Origin of the sequence: Mycoplana rhizolycopersici (assembly GCF_013378445.1) — a bacterium.
GTDB classification, from domain to species: domain Bacteria; phylum Pseudomonadota; class Alphaproteobacteria; order Rhizobiales; family Rhizobiaceae; genus Mycoplana; species Mycoplana rhizolycopersici.
In genome coordinates this window covers 55,891-77,579 of the sequence record NZ_JABXYK010000010.1, presented here as the reverse complement: position 1 = coordinate 77,579, position 21,689 = coordinate 55,891, and the positions used below count along the sequence as shown (strand labels likewise).

The 21,689-nt window shown below is 62.7% G+C and carries 22 protein-coding genes; 19 read left to right on the top strand and 3 right to left on the bottom strand.

Annotated elements, in window-relative coordinates:
* Window positions 1-6 precede the first annotated feature (6 nt).
* The gene (locus HV823_RS16790) at window positions 7-1,314 is read right to left on the bottom strand and encodes an extracellular solute-binding protein (RefSeq protein WP_176950879.1); all 1,308 of its coding nucleotides are present in this window, start codon (window positions 1,312-1,314) and stop codon (window positions 7-9) included.
* Window positions 1,315-1,370: 56 nt separating this feature from the next.
* Window positions 1,371-2,453 carry an ABC transporter ATP-binding protein gene (locus tag HV823_RS16785; RefSeq protein ID WP_176950878.1) on the bottom strand — a complete coding sequence of 361 codons (1,083 nt, stop codon included), beginning with the start codon at window positions 2,451-2,453 and terminating at the stop codon, window positions 1,371-1,373.
* A gap of 306 nt (window positions 2,454-2,759) precedes the next feature.
* Here HV823_RS16785 and HV823_RS16780 point away from each other — a divergent pair, with 306 nt between their 5' ends.
* From HV823_RS16780 to HV823_RS16720, 13 genes are all read left to right on the top strand, one after another.
* Window positions 2,760-3,536: a short-chain dehydrogenase/reductase gene (locus tag HV823_RS16780; RefSeq protein WP_176950877.1), complete on the top strand. Its 777-nt coding sequence runs from the start codon at window positions 2,760-2,762 to the stop codon at window positions 3,534-3,536.
* A 5-nt stretch (window positions 3,537-3,541) separates the two neighbouring features.
* A complete protein-coding gene (locus HV823_RS16775) occupies window positions 3,542-4,672 on the top strand; it encodes a pyridoxal phosphate-dependent aminotransferase (protein WP_176950876.1) in 1,131 nt (376 codons plus the stop codon).
* Between the two features lie 42 nt (window positions 4,673-4,714).
* Complete coding sequence (locus tag HV823_RS16770) at window positions 4,715-5,593, top strand: alpha/beta fold hydrolase (protein WP_176950875.1); 879 nt, start codon at window positions 4,715-4,717, stop codon at window positions 5,591-5,593.
* Window positions 5,594-5,597: 4 nt separating this feature from the next.
* Window positions 5,598-6,854: a Zn-dependent hydrolase gene (locus tag HV823_RS16765; protein WP_176950874.1), complete on the top strand. Its 1,257-nt coding sequence runs from the start codon at window positions 5,598-5,600 to the stop codon at window positions 6,852-6,854.
* Window positions 6,851-7,780 carry a cupin domain-containing protein gene (locus tag HV823_RS16760; RefSeq protein ID WP_176950873.1) on the top strand — a complete coding sequence of 310 codons (930 nt, stop codon included), beginning with the start codon at window positions 6,851-6,853 and terminating at the stop codon, window positions 7,778-7,780. Before HV823_RS16765 ends, HV823_RS16760 begins: the two co-directional genes overlap by 4 nt.
* Entirely contained in the window at window positions 7,780-8,718 is a 939-nt protein-coding gene (locus HV823_RS16755) for a nucleoside hydrolase (protein ID WP_176950872.1), read from the top strand. Before HV823_RS16760 ends, HV823_RS16755 begins: the two co-directional genes overlap by 1 nt.
* A gap of 372 nt (window positions 8,719-9,090) precedes the next feature.
* On the top strand, window positions 9,091-9,963 hold the full coding sequence (locus HV823_RS16750; RefSeq protein ID WP_176950871.1) for an ABC transporter ATP-binding protein: 873 nt from the start codon (window positions 9,091-9,093) through the stop codon (window positions 9,961-9,963).
* A gap of 18 nt (window positions 9,964-9,981) precedes the next feature.
* A complete protein-coding gene (locus HV823_RS16745; RefSeq protein ID WP_176950870.1) occupies window positions 9,982-10,761 on the top strand; it encodes a class II aldolase/adducin family protein in 780 nt (259 codons plus the stop codon).
* Window positions 10,762-10,809: 48 nt separating this feature from the next.
* Entirely contained in the window at window positions 10,810-11,823 is a 1,014-nt protein-coding gene (locus HV823_RS16740; protein ID WP_176950869.1) for an ABC transporter substrate-binding protein, read from the top strand.
* Window positions 11,820-12,617, top strand: coding sequence for an ABC transporter permease (locus tag HV823_RS16735; protein ID WP_176950868.1), 798 nt, complete (start codon window positions 11,820-11,822; stop codon window positions 12,615-12,617). Before HV823_RS16740 ends, HV823_RS16735 begins: the two co-directional genes overlap by 4 nt.
* Entirely contained in the window at window positions 12,614-13,375 is a 762-nt protein-coding gene (locus HV823_RS16730; protein ID WP_176950867.1) for an ABC transporter permease, read from the top strand. The genes HV823_RS16735 and HV823_RS16730 overlap by 4 nt, the downstream gene beginning before the upstream one ends.
* 6 nt (window positions 13,376-13,381) lie before the next feature.
* A complete protein-coding gene (locus HV823_RS16725; protein WP_176950866.1) occupies window positions 13,382-14,677 on the top strand; it encodes an LLM class flavin-dependent oxidoreductase in 1,296 nt (431 codons plus the stop codon).
* An 18-nt stretch (window positions 14,678-14,695) separates the two neighbouring features.
* Window positions 14,696-15,214, top strand: coding sequence for a flavin reductase (locus HV823_RS16720; protein WP_176951021.1), 519 nt, complete (start codon window positions 14,696-14,698; stop codon window positions 15,212-15,214).
* Window positions 15,215-15,372: 158 nt separating this feature from the next.
* Here the strand turns inward: HV823_RS16720 and HV823_RS16715 are convergent, their stop codons facing one another.
* On the bottom strand, window positions 15,373-16,263 hold the full coding sequence (locus HV823_RS16715; protein WP_176950865.1) for a LysR family transcriptional regulator: 891 nt from the start codon (window positions 16,261-16,263) through the stop codon (window positions 15,373-15,375).
* Window positions 16,264-16,445: 182 nt separating this feature from the next.
* Here HV823_RS16715 and HV823_RS16710 point away from each other — a divergent pair, with 182 nt between their 5' ends.
* From HV823_RS16710 to HV823_RS16685, 6 genes are read left to right on the top strand one after another with little or no spacing between them, the layout of a single operon-like run.
* Window positions 16,446-17,450: an ABC transporter substrate-binding protein gene (locus HV823_RS16710; protein WP_176950864.1), complete on the top strand. Its 1,005-nt coding sequence runs from the start codon at window positions 16,446-16,448 to the stop codon at window positions 17,448-17,450.
* A 39-nt stretch (window positions 17,451-17,489) separates the two neighbouring features.
* On the top strand, window positions 17,490-18,314 hold the full coding sequence (locus HV823_RS16705; RefSeq protein ID WP_246301529.1) for an ABC transporter ATP-binding protein: 825 nt from the start codon (window positions 17,490-17,492) through the stop codon (window positions 18,312-18,314).
* A complete protein-coding gene (locus tag HV823_RS16700) occupies window positions 18,307-19,191 on the top strand; it encodes an ABC transporter permease (RefSeq protein WP_176950863.1) in 885 nt (294 codons plus the stop codon). Before HV823_RS16705 ends, HV823_RS16700 begins: the two co-directional genes overlap by 8 nt.
* A 41-nt stretch (window positions 19,192-19,232) precedes the next feature.
* The gene (locus HV823_RS16695) at window positions 19,233-20,117 is read left to right on the top strand and encodes a hypothetical protein (protein ID WP_176950862.1); all 885 of its coding nucleotides are present in this window, start codon (window positions 19,233-19,235) and stop codon (window positions 20,115-20,117) included.
* Between the two features lie 20 nt (window positions 20,118-20,137).
* Window positions 20,138-20,620 (top strand): PPC domain-containing DNA-binding protein, encoded by a 483-nt coding sequence (locus HV823_RS16690; protein WP_176950861.1) that lies wholly within the window; start codon window positions 20,138-20,140, stop codon window positions 20,618-20,620.
* A gap of 10 nt (window positions 20,621-20,630) precedes the next feature.
* Window positions 20,631-21,608: a 2-hydroxyacid dehydrogenase gene (locus tag HV823_RS16685; RefSeq protein WP_176950860.1), complete on the top strand. Its 978-nt coding sequence runs from the start codon at window positions 20,631-20,633 to the stop codon at window positions 21,606-21,608.
* Window positions 21,609-21,689: the final 81 nt, after the last annotated feature.

Genomic DNA, 21,689 nt, shown 5'->3' with positions numbered 1-21,689 from the left:
CGTTCGTTAGCGGTCGAGAACCCGCTGGACCTTCTTTTCCGCGTCGCCCATCAGCTCGGCCGGATCGCCGCCAAAGGCGACAGCGCGCAACGCATCCGTGACCAGCTTGTCGTACTGGGCGAATTTCGCTCCCGGCGGACGCGGCTGGCCCCATTCCTGAAGCTGGTCGACGAAGACTTTCATCGGATAGCCGTTGTAGACCTCGAAGCGGGGGAACAGGCTCTTCAGGGTCGGCAGGTTGCCGCGCTGGCTGACGTTCATGTAGGCGTATTCACCCCACGACATGTCGACCACGAATTTCGCGGCGACATCGGGGTTGCGCGAGCGCGCGGCCACACCGATCGTCGTCGATCCCGTATGGACGATGGGTGTCTTGAAATGAGGAATCGGCGTGATCCCCCAGTCGAACTTGGGATCCTTGAGCAGGGCGTTCCCGGCAGCCGGCGTATCGATGTAGAAGCAGGCCTTGCCGTCGAAGAACGCATTGGGAATGCCGACCTTGGGTGCAACGCCCTCGGAGTTGAAGAGCGACCGGTAGAAGGTAAGGGCCCCAACGGCTTCGGGCGTGTTGAGGTAGCCTGTGACCGATTTTCCATCGGGCGATAACGCCCAGAAGGTCTTGTAGGCGCTACTCGATGGGTCGGCGTTCGGATCGCCGGCCGAGCGCTGGTAGATCAGGTCCTGATAGACCAGGCCGGGCTGGCCGTTGCCGAAGCGCGTCGGGCCAAGCCCCCAGACGGTGGGCGAGCTGGCCGGGCCCTGTTGACAGGCCTTGAAGGCTTCCAGCGCCTCGGCCCAGGTCCAGGCCTTCTCCAGGGTCTGCGGCGGCTTTATGCCTGCGGCCTCCAAGAGCGTCTTGTTGTAGTACATTGCGACGGTGGTCTGTTCGATGCCCGGCGAGTAGACCTCGCCCTCGTAGCTGTGTTCGGTCTTCGTCGCCGGCAGGATGTCCTCGTCCCAGCCTTCCGGCAGGTACTTTGTCAGCGGCAAGAGGATCCCGGATGCGGCATAGGATTGCGTGTTCGGCCCATCGTAGACCAGGATATCCGGCGGGTTGGAGCTTGCCGCCTGGACGGAGATCGTGTCGGCGAGCTGGGCAAACGGAACCTCGTTGATCTCGAACTGGACGCACGGGTTCTCCTTCTGCCAGCCCTCCATGGGCGCCGGATAGGGATAGTTTCCGGGTGTGCGAAGGATCCGGAGCGTTACCGTCTCGCCGGTGCAGGCGACCGCGTCCTGAGCGTGGGCCACGCTCGAGCTGCCGAGCGCCGTCGCAGCCAGCAGGCCGGCCAGGAGCAGATTGCGGGTCTTCATCAGCTGTTCTCCTTGTTCTTGTTGATCGTCGCAGGTTTGTCCGGCTGCAGGCTCTTCTAGAGGGCGCGCCCGGTTGCCGGGTCGAAGATCGAGATGCGGTCGAAGGCGATGCGGAGCTTCTGTTGTTCGCCTTCACCGGATGCGTGCTCGGGCGGCAACATGGCCGAACAGGCGACGCCCGCGAACGTGAAATGGACGAGAGTGGTCGGGCCGAGCAGTTCCGCCATATCGACCGTGACCGTAAGCGCGGGCGCCGCGTCGACAACGAAGTGTTCCGGCCGAACGCCGATTTCCACCGGCTGCCCGAGGCGCTTTGCCAGCCCCTCGGCCTTCGCCGCGGGAGCGGGGAGGATCGCTTCGTCGAGTTTCAGCGCCACGCCGTCGTCCGACATGACAACTTCGGCGGGCAGGAAATTCATGGTCGGGCTGCCGATGAAGCCGGCGACGAACCGCGTTGCTGGCCGCTCGTAGAGTTCCTGCGGCGTACCCTGCTGCTCGATCTTGCCGCGATGCAGCACGACGACGCGATCGGCCAGCGTCATCGCCTCGACCTGATCGTGCGTGACATAGATCGTCGTGGCCTTCAGCCGCTTGTGGAGGCGGCGGATTTCCGCCCGCATCTGGCCACGCAGCTTGGCATCAAGGTTCGAGAGTGGCTCATCGAAGAGGAAGACCGCCGGATCGCGCACCATGGCGCGGCCCATCGCCACGCGCTGTCGCTGGCCGCCCGACAGTTGCCTCGGCCGACGGTCGAGCAGGACGCCGATGTCGAGCACTTCGGCCGCCGCTTCGACGCGGCGACGGATTTCCACCTTTTCCATGCCTGCAAGCCGAAGGCCGAAGCTCATGTTCTGCGCCACGGTCATATGCGGGTAGAGCGCATAGTTCTGGAAGACCATGGCGATATCGCGCTCGCGTGGCTCCAGTTCGTCGACACGCCGATCGCCGATCCAGATCTGTCCGTCAGAGAGTTCCTCGAGACCGGCGATCATGCGCAACGTCGTCGACTTGCCGCAACCCGACGGGCCGACGAGCACGACGAACTCGCCACTGCGGATATCAAGGCTGAGGTCCTCTATCGTATTGGCTGAGGCGTTCTCGTAGGTTTTTCCCACATGTTTGAGGGAGACGTCTGCCATGGGAATCTTCCTGAGCGTCCATTCACAAGCCGACCCGAAGGCCTGCGGCGACTTTGCTGGCATTTTCGTATTCATGCAATAGCATCACGTATACAAAAAATGGAAACTTGCGATATTTGCTATGAATGCCAAATTATGAGGCGATATGCCTACGCCTTGTGCCCGCCTGCTGGGCAAAGGCGGAAAATAAGCCGCCTTCCCATGTAAAAAATGAAAAACATTCGCTGTCACAGCGGAAAAGTATGGACACTACGAAAAATTTACGTATGCAGGAATTAGATATATGTATTCAGACAGGAGATGCAGGTGGAACTCAATCTGGCTGGAAAGACGGCGCTGATTACCGGGGCCTCTCAAGGTATCGGTCACGCCATCGCCAAGGTGCTGGCAGCGGAGGGGTGCCATCTTCACCTCGCCGCGCGCAACCGCACCGCCATGGAAGAACTGAAGAAGGAGCTCGCCGTCTATCCGGTCGAGGTCACCGTCCATGAGGCGGACCTCGGCACGACGGAAGCGATGGTCGCACTGGACAAGGCGTGCGGCGACTACGACATCCTCATGAACAATGCCGGCGACATCCCGGCTGGGTCAATCGAGGACGTCACCGACGAATCGATCCGTCGCGGCTTCGATCTCAAGGTCTTCGGCTACATCACGCTCTCCCGCGAGTTCTGGAAGCGGCGGAAGGGCAAGGGCGGCGTCATCATCAACGTCATCGGCAATTCCGGCGAAAACTGGGATGCTGCATACTTCGCGGGCTCGACCGGCAATGCCGCATTGATGAGCTTCACCAAGGCGCTTGGCGGACGCAGCATGGACGAGGGCATTCGTGTCGTCGGCGTGAACCCTGGTCCCGTCGACACGCCGCGCATGTTCAAGATCATGAAGCGCAAGGCGATCGACATGCTGGGCGATGAATCGCGCTGGGAAGAACTCTACGACAAGTATCCGGGCAAGCGTCCGGCGACGGCCGAAGAGGTTGCCGATCTCTGCGTTTTCCTCGCCTCGCCGAAGGCAGGCTACATCAGCGGCACGGTCGTCACGATCGATGGCGGTATCGCCGCCCGCGGCTCGGTGATCTGATCGCCATGGCCGACGCACGCACCCGCAACCGCTATTTCGACGACCTTTTCTCCACGCCGGACCTGGCGTGGATGGGCCAAAACACCAACCACGTCCCCGCGCATCCGGCCATCGTCGAGGCGATGGTCAGGTCGGTGGAAGCCGGTGAGTTCAACGCCTATGCGCCGCCGATGGGCTTCGAGGCGCTGCGAAGCGCCATCGTCGCCGATCTCGGCGTGAACGTCGGCGAGGCGCTCGTCACCGAGGGCGGCGTCAATGCGCTCGCCATGATTTGCAAGGCGCGCGCCAAGCCCGGCACGACACTGGTTACCACCGATCCAACCTGGAAATGGCCGTGCATGTTCGCCGAGCAGGCCGGCGCCGAGGTGATCCAGATCCCGATCTACGATCCAGCGACAAACTACAAGCTGACGCCGGAAGCGCTTCGTGCCGCCATCGACGAGCGTTGCGCGCTTATCTACATCGTCGATCCGAACAATCCGCTCGGCATCCGCTACGAGCGGGAGGAAATCGAAGCCTTCGCCGAGATTGCCCGCTCGGTCGGCGCGCTTATGATCCATGACTGCACCTATCGCGACTTCGCCGACGGCCACACGCCGGTGCTGCAGGTGGCGCCGGAGGGCACCGTTGTCTCGCTCAGCTTCTCGAAGTGGCTGGGTCTGGCCGGCATGCGCATCGGCGCCCTGGTAGCCGAACCGAAGCTGGTGGACGAATTCTCGGCCGCCTCGACCTCGGTCCTTGGTGCCTCCGTGGTCGCCCAACGTGCCGCCATGGCGGGCCTCTCGGTCAAGCCGGAATGGATGCAGGAGGTTCGTCGCCTCGATCGCGCCAACAAGGCGATGATTGTCGATGCCGCGCGGAATGCCGGTCTCTCGGTACCGATTCCGATATCGCACGGCAATTTCCTGGTGCTCGAGACCGCCGCGACCGGGGTGTCTCCGGAAGCGATCGTCGAGGCCGCTCGCCGCGAGGGCGTGATGATCCGGCAGGGCCGCTATCACACCGCCGCCTTCGGCGACCGTTTCATCAAGGTCTCGACCTCGGTGCCGGGCGCCTGGGCCGAGCGCTTCTGCGAAGGCCTGCCGCGCTACATCGAGACGGCGCGTACGCTCAACGACGTGCCGGCCCTGTTCTAGGGCCGGTATTGATACGACAACAGACCGAGAAAGAGGCTCCGCATGTATGCGACCGCGAGCGATGGCACGAAGCTCTACTACGAGACGGCTGGGGAGGGCTGCACGCCCATTCTCTTCGTCCACGAGTTCGGCGGCAACTACGATGCCTGGGAGCCGCAGATGAGCTTCTTCGCGCGCCGCCACCGCTGCATCACCTACGCGGCACGCGGCTATGCGCCGTCCGATATTCCCGATGACGTCGAGAAATATTCCCAGGCGATCGCGGCATCGGATGCGCTTGCCGTGCTCGATGCGCTCGGCATCGAGAAGGCGCATATCGTCGGCCTGTCAATGGGCGGCTTTGCGACGCTGCATTTTGGCCTGCGCTATCCCGAACGTGCTCTGTCGCTGACGATTGCGGGTGCGGGCTACGGCACGGAACGGGAAACAGCCGACTATTTCCGAAATACCTCGCTGAAGGTGGCGGAGAATTTCGAAAAAGACCCGGCCGGCTTCTCGAAGATCTATGCGCTCGGCGCAAGCCGCGTGCAGTTCCAGAACAAGGACCCGCGCGGCTGGGCGGCCTTCGCCGAACGGCTTTCGCGCCATTCGGCGATCGGTGCCGCCAACACCATGCGCGGCGTTCAGTGCCGTCGCCCGTCTTTCTGGGACCTCGAGGAGGAGCTGAAGCGCATGACCGTGCCGACGCTCGTAATGACCGGCGACGAGGATGACCACTGCCTGCAGCCGTCGATCTATCTCAAGAAGATGCTGCCCGCCGCTGGCCTCGCGATCCTGCCGAAGACCGGCCACACGCTGAACCTCGAAGAGCCGGCGCTCTTCAATGCGCTCGTCGCCGATTTCATCGCGCAGGCCGAGCAGGGTGCCTGGAAGGTGCGTGATCCGCGCGCCGATCCCGGCCAGGTCATGCGGACGGAGTAAGGACATGGCGCTGCCGAGGATTTCCGCCGACCGGCTCTGGCAGCGCCTGATGGCGCTCGGCGAAGACGGCGCGCTGCCCGGCGGCGGCGTCAACCGGCAGGCGCTATCGGCGGAAGAAGTCCTCGCCTGGCGCCGCATCATCGGCTGGGGCGCCGAAGCCGGCCTCAAGCCCTCGACCGATCCTGCCGGAAACCTCTTTCTGACGCTGGAAGGTTCTGCTCCCCACCTGACGCCCGTCGTCGCCGGCAGTCATATCGACAGCCAGCCGACGGGCGGTCTTTTTGACGGAGCCTTCGGCACGCTTGCCGCACTTGAAGCGGTCACCGCCATCGCCGAAGCCGGGCTTAGGCCCGAACGTTCGGTCGTCGTCGTTGGCTGGATGAACGAGGAGGGAAGCCGTTTCGCACCGGGCATGATGGGCTCGGAGCTCTTTGCCGGCCTGCGCCCGCTTGACGCGGTCCTGGCGGTCCGCGACGCCGACGGCATAAGCGTCGGCGAAGCGCTGAAAGCGCTTCACGATTCCTTCCCCGATGTCGAGCATCGGCCGCTGGGCTTTCCGGTCCACGCATATATCGAACCGCATATCGAGCAGGCGGACAAGCTGGAAGCCGACGGCGCTGTGATCGGCGTCGTCACCGGCATCCAGGGCAAGAAGACCTTCGAGATCACGCTTTCCGGGCGCGAGGCCCATGCCGGCACGGAGCCGATGGCACAGCGGCGGGATGCGGTGAAAGCCTTCGCGGAGATCGCCTCGCGCATGCACGCCGCCATGGCTGGCGACCTCGTGGTGAAGTTCACCATCGGCCGCGTCGTGGTCGAGCCGAATGCGCCCTCCGTCGTGCCGGCCAGGGTGACGTTCCGCGTCGACCTGCGCCATCCCGACAACGCCACGCTGAATGCCTTCGCCGCGCGGATCGAGGAAATCGCGAAGGCAGGCGCGGGCGCCTGCGCCATCGATATCCGTCGCCTCGTCGATGCGCCATCGAACGGTTTCGATCCCGGCCTTCAAGAGGCGATCCGCACCTCGGCCGACAGGCACGGCCTTGTTCACCTCGGCCTTCTTTCCGCCGCCGGCCATGACGCGCGACAGATGGCGCCGCTCACCCGCACAGCGATGATCTTCATTCCGTGCCGCGGCGGCGTCAGCCATCATCCCGACGAATGGGCCGAGCCCGCCCATGTCGCCGCCGGTGCCACCGTTCTTCTCGACCTCCTCATGCGGGAGGCGGGCGTTTTGTCGAACCAAGGAGATGAAAGATGAGCACTGCCAACGACATGGCGGAAATGCCGGTCCAACTGCCGCGTGATCCCGCAAGCGCGGCACAGGCGCGCAGCCGCTATTTCAACTCCGGCAACGCCTTCAATATCAAGCTGCCGCCGGTGCCGGGGCACATCTTCATCGACGAGCCGGCCAAGGCGATGAAGTCGGATGTAACCGGCTTCATCAATTGCGACCAGTCCGACCGGATGCAGTGCGCCTTCCCGGCGACGACGCCCCTGATGCTGGCACGCTACGCCGTCGTCAAAGCGGGCGAGACGCTCGACACGACGCTGCCGAACACCGCGTCGATCTGGTACGTCATCAAGGGAAGCGCCGATCTTACCGTTGGCGGCGAAGGCGCCGCCCTTGGCAAGGCAGATGTGTTCCTGCTGCCGGGTGGCGTAGCGTCCTCCATCACCGCCAGGGAAGACAGCGTCTTCTGGGCCGTCGGCAACGATCCACAGCTCATGTTCGATGCGTCGGCACCGGCTACAGGGGCAGAAGCCGCGGTGCAGTTCGTCCACTATCCGGCCGACGAGATCGTCCACCAGCTCGATGTCGTCTACAGCCGCAATGCCAATGAGGGCACGTCCGGCCACGCGCTGATCTTCTCCGCCGAGAAGACGGAGGCCGCACGCAACATCACCCCGACGATGACGTTGTCGCTCAACACGTTGAAGCCCAACAGCGAGCAGCCGCCGCACAAGCACAATTCGGCTGCCATCACGCTGGTCGTCGCGGGCGAGCCGGCCTACTCGATGGTTGCCGATCAGAAATGCGACTGGTCGCCCTGGGCGACGCTTGTCACGCCGCCTGCGGCCAAGCACAGCCACCACAACGATGGCAATACCCGCGCCGAGTTTCTGATCGTGCAGGACGGCGGGCTGTACTACCATGCCCGCACGATGGGCTTCGAGTTCTACTGATGCGGCTCATCATCGATACGGATACGGCGGGCGACGACACCTACTCGCTGCTTCTGGCGATGCGGACGCCCGGCTCGACCCTCGAAGCGGTGACGGTCTGCGTCGGCAACGTGCCGTTCGACCAGCAGGTCGAAAACGCGCTGGCGACGATCGAGGCGGCTGGCTTCTCCGGGAGGGTTCCGGTTTATTGCGGCGCGCGGCGCCCCATGGTCAAGCCATGGGAGGCCTCGACCATGCACGGTAACGACGGCATGAGCGGCGCCAACTTTCCCATCGCCCGCCAACGTCCGGAGACCATGCACGCCGTCGACGCGATCATCGAGCGCGTGATGGCGGAGCCGGGTGAAATCGACATCCTTGCGCAGGCGCCGCTTACCAACATCGCACTGGCCGTGATGAAGGAGCCGCGCATCGCCCAGGCGGTGCGCCATCTCTGGATCATGGGCGGCACGGACAATTCCGTCGGCAACATCACCCCTTGCGCGGAATACAACTTCTTCATCGATCCGGAGGCGGCGCGGATCGTCTTCGAGGCGGGCTTCAACATCACGCTGTCGACCTGGACGCTGACGCTGAAATCCAGCGTCTTCGAGACGGAACAGCTCGATGAGATCTTCGCGATGAAGACGCCGCTGTCGGAGTTCTACCGCAAGGTTTCCGCCGTGCCGCGGCAAATGGCGCAGGCCCGTTACGGCCGCCCCATGAGCACGCATCCGGATTCTCTCACCTGCGCCTGCGCGCTCAACCCGGCCCTCATCGAAGCTTCGCGCGAGGCCGTCGTGCGGATCGAGACCGCCGGCGAGATCACGCGCGGCTTTTCCGCAATCCATCCGCCGGCGCTCGGAAACCGCTGGCCGGACTACACGGTCAACGCGCGCGTCATAGAGCGCGCCTCGAACGATGGCTTCTTCCGGATGATGAAGCAGGCGCTCGCGTAAGGCGTCCTGCCGAAAGGTGGAGAGACCGGCGCCACGTCCATCGCCGGCCTTTTCATGACGGTGGCAAGCCGCGGGGAGATGCCGGTCGCCGCCGGCGGTGGGTGCCTCAAAATCGACCATTGAATGCACAATAAATAGAACTTTTTGCACGCAGGAAATTTGATAATGTATGCAAAATTCTATTTTATGGATTCATAATGCCGCAGCGACGTTTGCCGCATCGTCAAAGTCGGTGAGAATGAGCCGAAAATGGGAAAGAAAGGCAAAATTACATCAATCTCGCGGCAGCTATCAGTTTGGCATGCAGCTTGCATGTATCCCTGTAGACAAAAACTGCATACGTAAGGATCTTTGCGATGACGGAGGCAAGCCATGACATTGGTTGACAGGGATTTCCAGGGTGCCGCCGGCGATGCGGGCACAAAGGATCTCGCCTCCGTGCAGGATACCGCCGGAGCAGAACGCCCGCTCATCGAACTGCGGCAGGTCTCGAAGACCTTCGGTACCGTGAAAGCGCTCCAGGACCTGGAGGTCTCCATTCGCCCGGGCGAACTAGTGACCGTTGTTGGCCCGTCAGGCTGCGGCAAGAGCACGCTCTTCAACATTCTCGCAGGCTTGGAGGAGCCCGATCCGGGCAACATCCTGCGGCTCAAGGGCGTCAGCTCCGCGGCCTCCGACCTGCTCGGAAAGGTCTCGTTCATGCCGCAACGCGACCTCCTTCTGCCGTGGCGCAACGTTATCGACAACGCGATCCTCGCGCTGGAGATCGAGGGCATGCCACGTGCCGAGGCGCGTAAGCTGGCAATGGACATGCTGCCCGAATTCGGCCTTGCCGGCTTCGAGGCCCAATATCCCAACCAGCTTTCGGGCGGCATGCGCCAGCGCGTGGCGCTGATGCGTACCTTCCTCTTCAAGCGCGACCTGATGCTGCTCGACGAGCCCTTCGGTGCGCTCGACGCGTTGACGCGCACGATGATGCAGCGTTGGCTGCTCGACGTCTGGCAAAAGCACAAGCGCACGGTCCTCTTCATCACCCATGATGTCGACGAGGCGATTTTCCTCGGCGACCGGGTACTGGTGATGACGGCCCGGCCCGGCCGCATCAAGCTCGAGCAGGTGGTCGAACTGCCGCGCCCACGCAAGGCCAACATCGTGACCTCTCTCGAGTTCATTTCCCTGAAGAAGACCCTGCTCGAGGCGATCGAGGAGGAAAGCATGAAATCCTTCCAGGTCGCCGGACATTGATAGAGACGAGGAGCTGACATGACCGACCATTATTCGGGCCGCCCCGCCCACATTTCCGAAAGCGAATGGAGGGCGCGTGTCGATCTCGCCGCCTGCTATCGCATGGTCGCGCGGCTCGGCATGGACGATTTGATCTACAATCACATTTCCATGCGGATACCCGGCCACGAGGACCAGTTCCTGCTTAACCCCTACGGCTTCCTCTTTGAGGAAATCACCGCATCGAGCCTGGTGCGCATCGATACTCAAGGCAACAAGCTCGACGACACGCCCTATACCGTCAATAAGGCCGCATTCGTCATCCACGGGGCAATCCACAAGTCGAGCCACGACGCAGTCTGCGTGCTGCACACCCATTCCGACGCGAGCGTTGCCATCTCCTGCCAGGAGGACGGCCTGCTACCGCTCAGCCAGTTCGCCATGCGCTTCTACAAGCGCCAGGCGTTTCACGACTACGAAGGCGTGGCGATCGACCTTGACGAACAGGCGCGGATCATCAGCCACCTGGGCGACAACAGGGTGATGCTGATGCGCAATCACGGCATCCTGACCGTCGGCCGCACGCCGGGCGAAGCCTTCATGTTGCTCTACTATTTCGAACGCGCCGCACGCATCCAGCTCGACCTCCAGGCGGCAACCGCCTCCGGTACGAAGCTCGTCGTGCCGCCGCACGAGGTCTGCGAGAAGGCCGCGCGGCAGTTCTGGGAAAGCAAGGGCGACATTCTCATTGCCGGCGAACGGGAGTGGCCGGCCTTCCTGCGACAGCTCGACCGGGAGGGCGCGGACTACCGGCAATGATGCCCGGTGGAGGAAATCGATAACGACGAAAACCAACAGAGAGGTTCCATGTTCAGACGACGTACGTTATTCGCGGCCTTCGCTGCCGCCGCCTTCAGCCTCCAGGGGCTTTCTCCGGCCAGCGCACAGGATCTGGTCAATGCCAGCCTTCGCCTGAAATGGCTGACCCAGGCTCAGTTTGCCGGCTTCTATGTCGCCCTTGAAAAAGGCTACTACAAGGAAGAGGGGATCAACCTCACCATCAACCCCGGCGGCCCGAACCTTCTGACCGAAAATCTGGTAGCGACCGGTGCCGACACATTCGGCCTCTCCGGCGGCACGGACAGCGTGTTCGCCGCGCGCGACAAGGGCCTGCCAATCGTCTGCATCGGCGTTGCGCATCAGGTTACGCCCTTCGTCTTCGTCTCTCACAAGGACGGTGCGGTCCAGTCGGTCGCCGACTTCAAGGGCAAGACGGCCACCACATGGTTCACCGGCGCCAACCACGTGCTGTCGGCGATGCTCTCCAAGGCCGGAACCAGTCCGTCCGACGTCGACATCCAGCCGCAACAGGTCTCCGTTACCCCGTTCGTCGACAAGCAGGTCGATATCGTCACGGCCACCCGCTACAACGAACTCTACGTCATCAACGAGCGCGTCGGTAAGGACAATCTCAACCTCTTCGTGCCGGAAGACAGCGGTGTCTCCTTCCCCCGCGACACGCTGATCGTCTCGGAACAGACGGCGACCGAAAAGCCCGAACTCGTCACGAAGTTCCTGCGCGCCAGCGTCAAGGGATGGAAGGAAGCCTTCGCCAACGAGGCAGAAGCGATCGACATCATCATGAAGATCTCGCCGACGCTCAACCGCGCCCAGCAGGAATTCATGTTGAAGGAAGTCAAGACGCTGATGACGGCCGGCAAGGCATCGACGGACGGGCTCTTCTCCATCGACAAGGATGCGGTCGGCTCGGCCAACAAGCTGCTCGCCGAATATGGCGTGATCTCCAAGCCGGTCGATCTGGATGCCGCATTCAATGCCAGCTTCATCGAGAGCATTCCCGCCGAGGAAAGGCGCCTATGAGCGGCACAGCTACCCTTGCTGCCAACCTGCCCGTCGTATCGACGGGCAGGATCGGTGTCGTTCTCAGGCCGGTTCTCTGGCTTCTGCTTGCGCTCGTCGTCGTCGAGGCGGTGGTCGTCGTGTTCGGAATCCGCACCTACTACCTGCCGCGCCCGAGCGTGATCGCGTCGACCATTATGGCCACGCCCGGCGCCTACCTCGCAGGTCTTTGGCGAACCTTCCTTGAAACGGCGCTCGGCTTCGTCGCCGGCAGCATGTTCGGCGTCGTCATGGCTGTCGTCTTCCACCGCTGGCAGACGCTGCGGGAACTGTTTTTTCCACTCTTCATCGTTTCTCAGACCATACCCGTCATCGCCTTCGGCGCCGTTGTCGTCCTCTGGTTCGGCAATACGCTGTTCGCCAAGGCCGTGATCTCCTTCTACATCAGCTTCCTGCCGGTGACCGTGAACACGATGCTCGGCTTTTCCGCCGTCGATCCGCGCCAGGTGCAACTCATGCGCAGTTTCGGCGCCTCAGATGCGCAGATCCTCCGCCGGCTCTACCTGCCTGCCGCGCTGCCGCAGCTCTTCGTCGCGCTGAAGCTCGCCTCCTCGCTTGCTCTCGTCGGTGCCATCGTCGGCGAATGGTTCGGCGACACCACCGGCCTCGGCGTGCTTCTCCTCCAGGCCATGTACAACGAAAACGTCGCGGGCATCTGGGCCACCATCGTCGTCTCCGCCTGCCTCGGCATGGGCCTCTATGGCGCGGTTTCCTACGCCGAGCGCAGGATCGTCTTCTGGGGAGGCGAGCAATGAGCGCGTCCGTTTCGTCCGACAGCCTTCGGCAGTTTTCCCGCGGAATCGCCGGCGCGCTTCTCGTCGCTGCCGTCTGGGAGCTCTGCGCGCGCGGCCTCGATCTGCCGGCCTATGTTCTTCCCTCCGTCAGCAGCATCCTGGCGGGGTTGGCGAGCGATGCCGGTTCTCTCCTGGCCGCCGCCCGCTTCACCGCCGCAGAATCGTTCACGGGCTATGCGATCGGCTGCCTTGCCGGCATGACTGCGGCGGTGCTCGTCACCATGATCCCGAGTGCGCGCTCCGTCGTGGTGCCGCTGGCAACCGCGATCAACTCGGTGCCGGTCGTCGCCTATTCGCCGCTGGTTCTCCTGTGGTTCGGCATCGGCATGGCCTCGAAGATCGTCATGGTGGCGATCGCCGTTTCCTTCACCATCTTCCTCAGCACGATCGCCGGCCTTGACCGCGTCGATCGCAAGTCGGTCGATCTCATCCGGTCCTTTGGGGCAGACCGGTTCACAGTCCTGTGGCGGCTGCGCCTGCCGACGGCGCTGCCGCTCGTGATCGCGGGGATGCGGGTCTCTACCGTACGCAGCGTCATCGTCGCCATCGTGACGGAGATGCTCGGCGCCTATGGCGGGCTCGGCTGGGTGATCTACCAGGCGGTGCTACAGGTCGATTTCGTGAAGGTCTGGGCCGCCATCATCGTGGCGTCCGCCATCAGCCTCGCCTTCTTCGGCGCCATCAGCTTTGTCGAGCGCCGTTACGTCTTCTGGAGATGAAATAGCATGACACGCAAGATCCATTTCGGCCTCTTCCTGCTCGGAACCGGCAGCCACGTCGCGGGTTGGCGCGTACCCGGCGCGATGGACAGTTTCCAGGACATAGAGATGGTCCGGCAGATCGCGGCAGAGGCCGAGCGCGGCCTGTTCGACCTCATCTTCATGGGAGACAATCTCAACGCCGACCCGGCAGCTCATCCTTCCTACACCGCCCGGCTGGAACCGCTCACGCTGCTTTCGGCCGTCGCCGGTGCGACAAAGCACATCGGGCTCGGGGCCACGGTGTCGACCACCTATTCGGATCCCTTCACCGTCGCACGGCTCTTCGCCTCGCTCGATCACATCAGTGGCGGCCGTGCGGCCTGGAATGCGGTGACGACGGCCAACCCGGCAGCCGCGGCCAACTTCGGCACTCTTCACCCAGACCATTCCAAGCGCTACGAGATCGCCGAAGAGTTCCTGACCGTCGTGCGCGGCCTGTGGGATTGCTGGGCCGACGACGCGATCGTGGCCGACCGGGAGACCGGCATTTACATCGATCCCGCGAAGGTGCGCCCGCTCGACCACGAGGGTAAGCATTTCAAGGTCAAGGGCCCGCTTAACATCGGCCGGTCGCCGCAGGGTCAGCCGGTCGTCCTCCAGGCTGGCGGATCTGGCCCTGGCCAGGAACTGGCGGCGAAATCGGCCGACGTCGTCTTCTCCGTCACCCAGGATCTGGACGAAGCACGCGCCTTTTACCGGTCGGTCAAGGACAGGCTTGCAAAATACGGGCGCAGCGAGGACTCCATGGTCGTGCTGCCCGGCGTGATGCCGATCGTCGGACGGACGGAACGCGAAGCGCACGACAAGCTCGCGGAACTCCAGGGTTTCATCAGCGAAACGAATGCACTGTCGCTGCTCAGTGACCGGTTCGGGGTAGACATGAGCGCCTATGACCTCGACGGCCCGGTCCCCGCTGATCTCGTGCCCTCCGACAACTACCATGCCTTTGCGAAAGTCATGCTCGACAAGGCGAAGCGCGAAAACATGAGACTGCGCGACGTCTACAATCTCATGGCGGCCGCGCGCGGCCACTGGGTGCTGTGTGGCACGCCGGAATACGTGGCAGGCACGCTGGAAACCTGGTTTGCGACGGGTGCCGCCGACGGCTTCAACATCATGCCGTCCCATTTCCCCTCGGGCCTGACGGATTTCGTCGATCTCGTCGTGCCAATCCTGCAGGAGCGCGGCCTCTACCGGACCGAATACGAAGGCAAGACGCTACGCGACCGCATGGGCCTGGAACGCCCGGCACGGGCTTGAGGGGATGCGCAGGTGGGTATGATGATGCATGACTTCCAGACCGTGGAAAGCACGGATTTTCGCAACGGCATGTCCCGCCTCGGGGCCGCGGTAAACATCGTCACGACCCGTGCGGCTGACGGACCCTTCGGCTTCACGGCGTCGGCCGTGTGCAGCGTGAGCGACGCACCCGCGACCTTGCTCGCCTGCATCAACCGGACGAGTTCCTGTTTCCCCGCCTTCGAGCGCGCTCGCTTCTTTTGCGTCAATACGCTTTCGCCCTCCCATGAGAGCCTGTCCAACCTGTTCGGCGGCAAGACTTCCATGGCCGAGCGCTTCTCGGCCGGACGATGGATGGAAGGCAAGACCGATGCGCCGGTGCTCGAGGATGCGCTGGTGAGCTTCGAATGCGAGCTTACGCGCGCCTTCGATGAAGGTACGCATCGCGTTCTGTTCGGCCGCGTCATCAGCGTCCGCAGGAGCGATCAGGAAGCCGCCTTGCTCTATTGCTCCCGCCGGTATGTTGCCTGGAACAATAGCCAGGTCTTGCACCGCTAACCCCGCCCGGGAGCCTTCAATTGCAGGCTGCCAGCGCGGGGCTTAACCGGGTCGGATTGCCGGCGCCTCTCAAGAGGCCAGAGGGCGCCACCAGGAAGGCGGCCGCTCTCGTCGTCGGGCGAGGCGGCTCTCGATGCAACCCGGCACAGGCCCGCCCGTCAGTCAACGTTTGCCGTCGCCTGGATGATGCGGTCGACGAGAACCTGGCTCGCAGTGGGAATGTAGCCGCCCTTGCGCGTGAAGATGCCGAAGTGCCGCTCCCATGTGATGTCGGGATACGCCAGCTCGACCAAGTTTTCCCCACCATTGGTGCGCGTCAGGTTCTGGCGTGAGGTGAAGCTTAGCAGGTCCGTGCGTGCGATCAGCTTCGGCATCAGTGGAAGGGAGTTGATTTCGACCTGCACCTGCGGCGGCGGCAGCGACAGACGTTCGAATGCCCGCTCCAGCCAGACGCGCAGCCCAACGCTCGACTGCGGCAGTATCCATTTGTATTCCTTCAATTCCTCCAGCGAAGCCGGCCGGCCGGCAAGCGGGTGATCGCGGCTCGCGACAATCACCACCTGATCCTTCATGATCGGCAGACAATCGAACTCATCGCTTTCATAAACCGGGCTGATGACGACATCGAGTTCGTCACGCCTGAGATTGTCCAACAGGAAATCGGTCATGCCCACCGTCAGCTTCAAGGTGACGTTCGGATTGGAACGCGTGAGATCGTTGAGGATGTCGGGCATCAGGAATTCGGTGATCGTCGCCACCACGCCGAGGCGCGCGTGTCCGCGCGAACCGTTCACGTAGTCATGAATCTCCCTTTGTGTCTCGTCGATCGACTGGATGATGGTGCGCGCCCTGCGGATGAGGACGTTGCCGACGGACGTCGGAACGATGAGGCGCCCCTTGCGCTGAAAGAGCTTCGTTCCGGTCTCCTCCTCCATGCGCATGATGCACTTCGTCAGCGCCGGCTGGGTGATGTTCAGGCGGGCCGAGGCGAGGCGCAGGTTGCCGCATTCGCTGATGGCGACAAGATATCTGAGGTCGCGTTCATTCAAAGAACCAATTCCTGTTGGTTATCGAATTTGGAAAATTATCCATTGGACGTCATCGATGTGTCCGCGATACTCCTTCCATCATGAGATTGCAAGCAGGGGCGGACGTCCGTGCTGGACCATGCCGAAGAGGAGTTCGGCAGCCACGCAGTCTCCCCCGTTTGATGGCTGGTTGGGAGGACCGCATGAACGCCCTGAAGAAGTTTTTCGCATCGACCGCTCTCGCTGTCTCTCTGTCCGCAGCCATGGCCGGCATGGTCGAGGCGGCCCAGTTGCGCATTGCAGGCGGCGTCGGCGTGCTCTTTGCACCCATTCACGTGATGAAGCAGGCCCAGTTGCTGGAGAAGCACGCAAAGGCGGCGGGGCAGGAGCTGACGCTGGATATGGTCAGCTTTCCGAGCGGCAGCGCGGTCACCGACGCACTCCTTTCCGGCAATGTCGACATTGTCGCAGCCGGAGTATCGAACGCGCTGCTTCTGTGGTCACGTACGAACGGTGACGTGAAGGCGGTTGCTGCAGTCAGCGGCACCAAGAGCGTCCTGATCAGCAAGGATCCGGACGTCAAGGCTCTCCAGGATTTCAAGGATACCAGCCGTATCTCCGTCACCTCGCTCAAGGTGTCCAACCAGGCGATCTACCTGCAGATGGCGCTCGACAAGGAGTTCGGCGATCCGACGAAGTTCGACCCCATGATGGTGCAGCTGGGGTTCGCCGACGGCGTGCAGTCGATGATGAACCCGCAGGGTCCGACCGATGCGATGTTCGCCGGCCCGCCATACTACCAGCAACTCCTGAAACATCCGAACATGCACGCGGTGCTGACGACGCTCGACGTTGCAGGTCCGACGACAAACCTGCTCGCCTTCACCACGACGGCCTATCACGACGCCAATCCGGAAGCGATCAAGGTGTTCCTCGCGGCGCTTGGCGAGGCGCAGGCCCTGATCAATTCCGATCCGGAGAAGGCGGCGGAACTCTATCTGGCATCGACCGGCGAGAAATTCACGCCCGAGGAACTGGCGGCGATATTCAAGGAGGAAGGCAACGTCTTCCAGTCGATGCCGCTTGGCGTCCACCAGACCGCCGCCTTCATGGCAAAGATCGGCCTCATCAAGACGAAGCCGGAAAGCTGGCGCGACTTTTTCTTTGCCGACCTGCAGTCGCTCGACGGCGCCGCGGCAGCAAACTGATGGCTGCGGCCGCCCTATGAGGAGGTTCCCATGAACGTCATGATGTCGTCACCGAAAACGCTTGTCGATGATGTCGCCGCATCCGAGCCCATACTCGATATTCGCGACGTCACGCTTCAGTATACCGCCGGGCACCTGTCCATTCTGGCGACCTACAAGGTCAGCGCCCAGGTTTTCGAGGCCGACCGCTTCGTCTTGCTGGGACCCTCCGGCTGCGGCAAGTCGAGCCTGCTGAAGTCGATCGGCGGATTCCACAAGCCGAGCGAAGGCGAGATCAGGCTCCGCGGCCGCAAGGTGACCGAGCCCGGCCCTGACCGCATGATGGTGTTCCAGGAATTCGATCAACTCCTTCCCTGGAAGACGGTCGTTCAGAACGTGACGTTTCCGCTCATGGAGTCCGGCAAGGTGAGGACGCGGAAGGAAGCCGAGGAACGGGCGCGCCACTATCTCGAAAAGGTCAACCTGACCAAGTTTGCGGACAATTATCCGCACATGCTGTCCGGTGGCATGAAGCAGCGCGTGGCAATCGCCCGCGGCATGGCGATGGAGCCGGACATCCTCTTGATGGACGAGCCCTTCGCCGCTCTCGATGCGCTGACTCGCGTCAAGATGCAGGACGAACTCCTGGAATTGTGGGACGACACGCATTTCACCGTGCTGTTCGTCACCCATTCTATCGCCGAGGCGATCAAGATTGGTAATCGCATCCTCCTCCTTTCGCCGCATCCGGGCCAGGTGAAGGCCGAACTCAACGGGCTCTGCCGGGCGGATGCCGCCGGCCCCAAGGGCAAGGCGCTCGAGCGCGACATCCACGACATGCTTTTTGCCGACAAGGCCAGCGAGGAGATCCGCCACCATGGCTGACGCGACCGCAACGCACCTTCATAATTTTCGCCCCGAGATTCGCCGCGAACCGGCAAGCGCCGAAGCTTTCGGGATCGTCGAGCGCAGGCTGACAGTCTGGGAGCAGCTCTACGGCTCAGGCCCGGTGCGCAAGGCCTTCATCCTTCTGGTGCTGGCCGCAATCTGGGAAGTATACGGCCGCAGCGTGGGAAATCCGTTGCTGTTTCCGACGTTCGGAGAAACGGCGTCCGCACTCGTTTCCGGCCTTGCGAGCGGTGATCTCCTGATGCGGGTGTGGGCTTCGCTGCAAGTGCTGCTCATCGGTTATGCCATCGGCATCGCCGCAGCCGCAGCGCTGACGGTGGTGGCGATCAGCACGAGGCTCGGCGAGGATGTCATGGTGACGCTGACCGCGATGTTCAGCCCGCTGCCGGCGATCGCGCTTCTGCCGCTGGCCCTCATCTGGTTCGGTCTCGGTGCGTCCAGCCTGGTTTTCGTCCTCGTCCATTCCGTGCTCTGGGCCGTGGCGCTGAACACTTTTTCCGGCTTCCAGTCGACGTCGCGCACGCTGCGCATGGTCGGGCGGAACTACGGCCTGAAGGGCTGGCGGTTCGTCAGCCGCATCCTCATCCCGGCAGCACTTCCGAGCATCGTCACCGGTCTCAAGATCGGCTGGGCGTTTGCGTGGCGCACGCTGATCGCCGCCGAAATGGTCTTCGGCGTCAGCTCGGGGCAGGGCGGCCTAGGCTGGTTCATCTTCCAGAGCAAGAACATGCTCGACATTCCGGCGGTATTCGCCGGGCTCCTCAGCGTCATCCTCATCGGCCTGTTCGTCGAGGGCGTGCTCTTCAAGTTGCTCGAAGACCGCACTGTCCGTCGATGGGCCATGCAATCCTAGTCCCTGCCGGCGGCAGGATCCCGTTTCCAGGAGGAATTGAAATGAACACCAACGTCGCACCAAAGGACATCACCGTGGAAGGCGGAGATCTCGTCGAAACGATCGCAGGCTACTTTCGCTCCGAGCATTGGCAGCAGGCGCTCGCCGTCCTCAGCATTGCGGACGAGCCGATCTACCATGCACATGTCTATGTCGAAACGCAGATCCACCCGCTCAGCCTGGAAGAGATCGTGAAGGGCTATTTCGCCAAGATCGGCCGGCCCGTCCACCGCAAGATCGAAATATTCACCTCGGGCCAGGTCGCCGATTCGGGTTCGATCCATGGCATCGAACCCAAGGGCATGCCGCACTTCGACCTGCTCTGGAAATATTCGCGGGACGCGCTTCTCGCACCGGCCCGCCGCGAACACAATGTGGAATACTGGGGCCAGAAATACATGGACCAGTTCTACACGAAGTATCCGTTCAAGAGCGAACTGAACGCGGATGAGAGCGCGGAACTCGACGCCTACTTCGAGAGCGCCGCCTTCCAGAAGTACTGCGAGCTCAACGAGCATCCCGATGTCGTCCATATCCATGCCAACGTCGAGACTTCGGCCCATCCGGACCTGATCAGGGCAGCGGCCCTGAAGGCCATGGCCAAGCGCGGCTGGGATATCGAGGAGGCGGTTCCGGTGGCGTTCCAGATGCGCGGACAGATGCACGGGAAGATCGTATTCCTCGGCCGCTCGCCCGAAAAGATCTTCGACATCGCCTGGGCCTTCAACCCCGCCGTCACGCTCATCCCGAGCACGCGGTACTGGTTGACCACCGAAAACCCGACCTACGACGCGCGCACCATGCACGAACTGCCGCTGCTGCTGAAGCGCGATCCCTACAGGCTGCTCTCCCTGCAGGAAGTCGAAGCGATCGTCGCGGCAATCTGATCACCCGAAGGGAACGATACATGACATCGGCACATTTTTCTTCCGCCGCCGGCCAGGGCGGGCGCGTCGTCGCCGCACGGATCCATCCCAACCGCGACGTCCTGCAGTCGATCGAGGAAGTCTGCATCGCGCATGGCATAAGCTGCGGACAGATCACCACGACCATCGGCAGCCTGAAGCGCGTCGCGCTGCACTATGTCAGCCGCGTCGAGCCTGACCCGAAGCTCGGCTATACCACGCAACTCATCATGGAGGGGCCGTTCAGCCTGCTGACGGGGCAAGGGCTGGTATCCCCCGGCGAGGCTCCGGGGCGCCTCAACATCCACTATCATGCCGTCATCAGCGGTGAAGGCGACGTCATCTATGGCGGCCATATCGAGCCTGGCACGATCACGCTCACCACGCTCGACCTGTTCGTGACGGAGGTTCACGGCGTCGACATCGTTCGCGGTCGCGATCCGGAGACGGGCGTCATCGTCACCACCATACAGGCGGCTGCTTGAGGAGGCATCCATGAAGGTTTTCATTACGCAACCCCTGGAGAAAGAGGCCGTCGCGCTCCTGGAGAACGCTGGCATCGAGGTCGCCTGCAGCGGCGTCAGCCGGCCGTTGACACGCAAGGAGTTCCTGGACGGGATCAGCGACGCGGACGGCGTCATCTTCGTCTGGCATACAGAAATTCTGGACAAGGAAGCGTTCGACCACGCGCCGAAGCTGAAGATTGCCGCCCGGCGTGGTGTCGGCTACGACAATATCGATATCGCCGAGGCGGAGCGGCGCGGTGTCGAGGTCACCGTGACCCCGGTTCACACGCACACGATCGCCGACCTCACCTTCGGTCTGATGATCAACGCTGCGCGCAAGCTTCACCATGCCGATGCGTTCGTCCGCTCCGGACAGTGGACGGAAGCTGGCACATGGGTCGCGCAGCGCTTCATGGGCTTTGACGTCTCCTACAAGACGATCGGCATCATCGGCTTCGGCAAGATCGGCAAGCACATGGCCAAGCGTGCCCGCGGCTTCGACATGGAAGTGCTCTACAACGACGTCATGCGCCAGCCAGACGCGGAGAAGGAACTGGGCGCCACCTTCGTGACGCTCGATGAACTCTACGCGCGCGCCGATTTCATCTCGATCAACTGCGCGCTGACGGATCAGACGCGCCGCATGATCGGACGCGAGGCGATCGCCAAGATGAAGGATACGGCGGTGATCGTCCTTTCCGCCCGCGGTGGCATCGTGGACGAAGAGGCGCTCTACGAAGCCCTGTCGACGGGGAAGCTGGGTGCAGCGGGACTGGACGTCTTCGAGGAAGAGCCGGTGTCTCCCGACAACCAATTGCTGAAGCTGGAGAATACCGCCTTTTCTCCCCATCTCGGTACGAGCGTCATGGAGACCCGCATACGCATGGCGACCACGGCCGCCGAGGATGTCATTCGCATTCTCAACGGGCAGCAGCCCCTTTATTCACTGCTTCGAAAGGCAAGCTGACCTTGCGGCTGCAAACACGATGAGCCGCGCGCCGTTGCAACGGGAGTGGTCAGGTCGATCTGGCCAAGAACACTCCTGCAT

Excerpts from the sequence above, each read along its gene's own strand:
- HV823_RS16740 (WP_176950869.1), top strand. The coding sequence starts at position 10,810 with ATGTTCAGACGACGTACGTTATTCGCGGCCTTCGCTGCCGCCGCCTTC.
- HV823_RS16700 (WP_176950863.1), top strand. The coding sequence starts at position 18,307 with ATGGCTGACGCGACCGCAACGCACCTTCATAATTTTCGCCCCGAGATT.
- HV823_RS16685 (WP_176950860.1), top strand. The coding sequence starts at position 20,631 with ATGAAGGTTTTCATTACGCAACCCCTGGAGAAAGAGGCCGTCGCGCTC.
- HV823_RS16760 (WP_176950873.1), top strand. The coding sequence starts at position 6,851 with ATGAGCACTGCCAACGACATGGCGGAAATGCCGGTCCAACTGCCGCGT.
- HV823_RS16745 (WP_176950870.1), top strand. The coding sequence starts at position 9,982 with ATGACCGACCATTATTCGGGCCGCCCCGCCCACATTTCCGAAAGCGAA.
- HV823_RS16765 (WP_176950874.1), top strand. The coding sequence starts at position 5,598 with ATGGCGCTGCCGAGGATTTCCGCCGACCGGCTCTGGCAGCGCCTGATG.
- HV823_RS16720 (WP_176951021.1), top strand. The coding sequence starts at position 14,696 with ATGATGATGCATGACTTCCAGACCGTGGAAAGCACGGATTTTCGCAAC.
- HV823_RS16755 (WP_176950872.1), top strand. The coding sequence starts at position 7,780 with ATGCGGCTCATCATCGATACGGATACGGCGGGCGACGACACCTACTCG.
- HV823_RS16750 (WP_176950871.1), top strand. The coding sequence starts at position 9,091 with ATGACATTGGTTGACAGGGATTTCCAGGGTGCCGCCGGCGATGCGGGC.
- HV823_RS16710 (WP_176950864.1), top strand. The coding sequence starts at position 16,446 with ATGAACGCCCTGAAGAAGTTTTTCGCATCGACCGCTCTCGCTGTCTCT.
- HV823_RS16705 (WP_246301529.1), top strand. The coding sequence starts at position 17,490 with ATGATGTCGTCACCGAAAACGCTTGTCGATGATGTCGCCGCATCCGAG.
- HV823_RS16725 (WP_176950866.1), top strand. The coding sequence starts at position 13,382 with ATGACACGCAAGATCCATTTCGGCCTCTTCCTGCTCGGAACCGGCAGC.
- HV823_RS16730 (WP_176950867.1), top strand. The coding sequence starts at position 12,614 with ATGAGCGCGTCCGTTTCGTCCGACAGCCTTCGGCAGTTTTCCCGCGGA.
- HV823_RS16735 (WP_176950868.1), top strand. The coding sequence starts at position 11,820 with ATGAGCGGCACAGCTACCCTTGCTGCCAACCTGCCCGTCGTATCGACG.
- HV823_RS16775 (WP_176950876.1), top strand. The coding sequence starts at position 3,542 with ATGGCCGACGCACGCACCCGCAACCGCTATTTCGACGACCTTTTCTCC.
- HV823_RS16785 (WP_176950878.1), bottom strand. The coding sequence starts at position 2,453 with ATGGCAGACGTCTCCCTCAAACATGTGGGAAAAACCTACGAGAACGCC.
- HV823_RS16695 (WP_176950862.1), top strand. The coding sequence starts at position 19,233 with ATGAACACCAACGTCGCACCAAAGGACATCACCGTGGAAGGCGGAGAT.
- HV823_RS16690 (WP_176950861.1), top strand. The coding sequence starts at position 20,138 with ATGACATCGGCACATTTTTCTTCCGCCGCCGGCCAGGGCGGGCGCGTC.
- HV823_RS16790 (WP_176950879.1), bottom strand. The coding sequence starts at position 1,314 with ATGAAGACCCGCAATCTGCTCCTGGCCGGCCTGCTGGCTGCGACGGCG.
- HV823_RS16770 (WP_176950875.1), top strand. The coding sequence starts at position 4,715 with ATGTATGCGACCGCGAGCGATGGCACGAAGCTCTACTACGAGACGGCT.